The organism is Coprococcus sp. OM06-34AC (assembly GCF_003462545.1).
Taxonomy (GTDB): domain Bacteria; phylum Bacillota; class Clostridia; order Lachnospirales; family Lachnospiraceae; genus Coprococcus; species Coprococcus aceti.
Genome location: NZ_QTZF01000016.1, coordinates 1 through 3,108, shown reverse-complemented (window position 1 = coordinate 3,108; position 3,108 = coordinate 1). Strand labels below are relative to the sequence as shown.

Genomic DNA, 3,108 nt, shown 5'->3' with positions numbered 1-3,108 from the left:
TAGCAAAGGACGGGTGGAGTCTGAAAGAAGTATTACTTGTGAGGGTGGAAGTACAACAATAGACGATGTTACAGGAATGGATTGGTATAATTATTATAGGGATACATATGGGAAAGAAAATGTGTGTTGGGAAAGTTGTAATCCATCAGAAGTAGCGTCCGCTTGGCAAGGTAGTTATCCCTATACTGGTGTGGATGCCTATACGAATATAACATTACATGATGGTGATATAATCTATATGGGCGAACCATTCCCAACGGGGTATTCTACAACATCAGAAGTAGCGCAGACTATAGGCAATGATGCTCAAAAGGTCTTTGGAGGATTGCAAGTAAAACCATATTATGAAAAAGGAATGGCTTATGCAGAATACAGAAGTAAGTTAACTCCTTACAAAGTTCATGGAGAACTAAATGTGGCAGATGGAGTCGCTTTGAATAATCCGCAATTTGGTCAAGGAGGATTAACGCAAAGATTTGACCCTAATTTTGATTTTAATTGTGCTAATGGAGTACTGGAAAAATTAGATAATCAAACGATTAGTTTAACAAATACTAAAATATCACTAGAGGAATATTTCGGTATGATGAATGAAATTAAGTAGGAGAAATGCTATGAAAAATGGGAAAATTAAATTGGGAAGATATATTATTGAACCAAAGACGAGTATTGATATATTAAATGCAGATGAATTCAATGTAATAAAATTTAATACTGGAAAAGTATATATATCCAAGGAGCCAATGGAATTAAATAAAGAAAAGTTCTGGACTACTATTTTTTGTGATAATAAGATAATATCAAAAGTTGAATTAAGTAATGCTGAAGAGAAGTACAAAATGAATTATCAAACAATGAATGATAATATTCTGAAAGAATTAAGAAAACATAATAATGATTTTTTGAAAAATGAATTAGGAATTCCAAGTAATGAAAGTATTACAGGAATAGAATATGATTATGCATGGGGAAAAATATTTTCATATTATGATAATAAATCATCGGAGACAGGCATTGTGATTGTTTATATTTAATTATGGTTATACTTTAAGACTTCCTTAGAAGTAAAATCTGATATGTAATGACCTCTTGTCAAGTACAAGTTAACAGAAATCACCACAAAACTTTATTTAGTTGTCTGAAGGCACCCGGAAAGAGCCTCGGAGTATCAGTTCCCGGCATTGGCCACTCTGATATACGTGGATTGGTTACCGACAGGTCAATGGTCCGCCGTGAGCTCTACCGTCTAATTGCGTGGATCACAGATTTCTCTGTGCCAACATAGATTTATCGCAGATAGCTCGAACCTTGAAATGGCCGAAGCCCTTTCAGGATGTCTTCAGTTGTTACTTTAGTTACTGGCCAGATGTATGTGGCGCAAGCCATCTTACATCTGCTTGATTACCTGCTATAACAGCGGGATGATGATGTCAAGGCTGCGAAGCACCGCTGGCAGCGGCCTGGTCTTGATATCGGCAGCACGATGTTATACCTGTATCAGGTGATATGATCAGTCATCATGCCCCACATGAAACAGGCAAGCTCACGCGCAATCGCTGTTTTAGCTACATTGTGTTTCTTACTTTTTCCAAGAACCATTTTGTAGTATCGGCGTCTTAAGCGTTCATTGGCTTTATCTGCATAAGCAATAACCTGTGGTGAATTACCGGCTTGACGTGATTTCAGTTCCTTTGATTTGAATCCTATCTGACCACGGGCATAGCACTGGGAAGCTTCTGTAAGGAGCATACGCACATGACGATTTCCGGCTTTGGTAATGCCAAGCCTTGTCTGTTCATCACCGCTGGAATCCTCACCCGGTACAAGTCCCAGGTAGGAAGCAAATTTCTGTGCAGAAGCAAAACGCTGAAAATCGCCAACCTCAATCAGAACAGATAATGCGGTGTGAGTCTTGATACCGATGAAACAACAGAGTTTCTTAACCGATTCTCTGTATTCATCCTTGGAGGCAAGCTCCTCAATGCGTTTATCCAACCGTTCAAGCTTATCGCTAAGGGTAGTATAGGTCAGCAGATATTCGTCGAGGATTTCCTTATAAAGTGCCTCAGGCTTTAATGACTTAAGCCATTTGATGTGCGCTGCTGTCCAATGACTGTTTCCATCATAGCGATAGTTGTGGCGAAGACAAAATGCAAGAATCTGCTGCTTGACCTTTTTCAGTGCCAGTTTATGATCAGCCCTCATACGGAGGAATTCTTTTGTTTCCTCGTCCGTTGCTGTAGGGATATGAACAGGACTGTAATTATGCTGTGCCAGACATTTGGCAATGATTTCAGCATCACGCCGATCAGTCTTAATTCTTCTTCTGCTGCACTGCTCAAGCATCGTTGTTGGCGCAAGTATCACACAGTTAACATGATGCTCTATTAATTGATGATATAAAGTATAACCGAGGCAACCCGCCTCATAACCGCATATAAAGTTAGCATCGTTTCCGTAGACGGTACGAAGAAACTCCAGATATTTCAGAACATTTTTGTAATCAGCTTCTGTTCTCTGGAAGTGGGAACCTTTCTCTGCATCGATTGTGTACGCACAAAATGTAAAACTTTCTTTGTGTACATCCATTCCTACGTAAACTGTGTTATAATTCATTTGATGACCTCCCTTTGTATGCGGTAATCCCTGTTACCATTGACTTTGACAATCTTTAGTATACAGGTAAATCCACGAACCTACAATGTGGAGGTCATTACATATTGTCTAATAAATCCAACTACCTCCATAACCATTGCCGAAGGCAAAACTTTTCGGTGACCGATTATTATGAATCGAGTCAGAATTCCGTAGAGGAATTCATAGGTTAAAGCGAAATTTGCCCCTAGGTATACGAAAGAACAAAACTTCATATTAAGTTCCAATTGACCGATATAAACGCACTTTTCATAACAAAAAAATTTGTTGTGAAAGGTGCGTGTTTTTTATGAAAATAAAGAAAGTTAACTCAGATGCCATTAAACTATACGAGACCAATATGGTAAAATTGAAAACTGCTGGAAATACCCGAGAAGTCCAGTTTATGGCTGGAAATAATAATCAATAATGCTTTTGACATTAATAAACAAATTTTGTCAAAATGTGGCTGTT

General features: G+C 38.3%; 3 protein-coding genes. 2 read left to right on the top strand and 1 reads right to left on the bottom strand.

Translation table 11 applies throughout. The annotated features are described in order from the left end of the window. Both DXB91_RS13955 and DXB91_RS13950 read left to right on the top strand, forming a co-directional pair. The coding region (locus DXB91_RS13955) for a hypothetical protein (RefSeq protein ID WP_207661328.1) at positions 1-604 on the top strand (604 nt) is incomplete at its 5' end. 10 nt (positions 605-614) lie between these two features. Beyond that, entirely contained in the window at positions 615-1,034 is a 420-nt protein-coding gene (locus tag DXB91_RS13950) for a hypothetical protein (protein WP_055223661.1), read from the top strand. A gap of 463 nt (positions 1,035-1,497) precedes the next feature. On the opposite strand, the gene DXB91_RS13945 is transcribed toward DXB91_RS13950, so the two are convergent. Further along, entirely contained in the window at positions 1,498-2,616 is a 1,119-nt protein-coding gene (locus DXB91_RS13945) for an IS110 family transposase (protein WP_118018524.1), read from the bottom strand. Between the last annotated feature and the right edge of the window lie 492 nt (positions 2,617-3,108).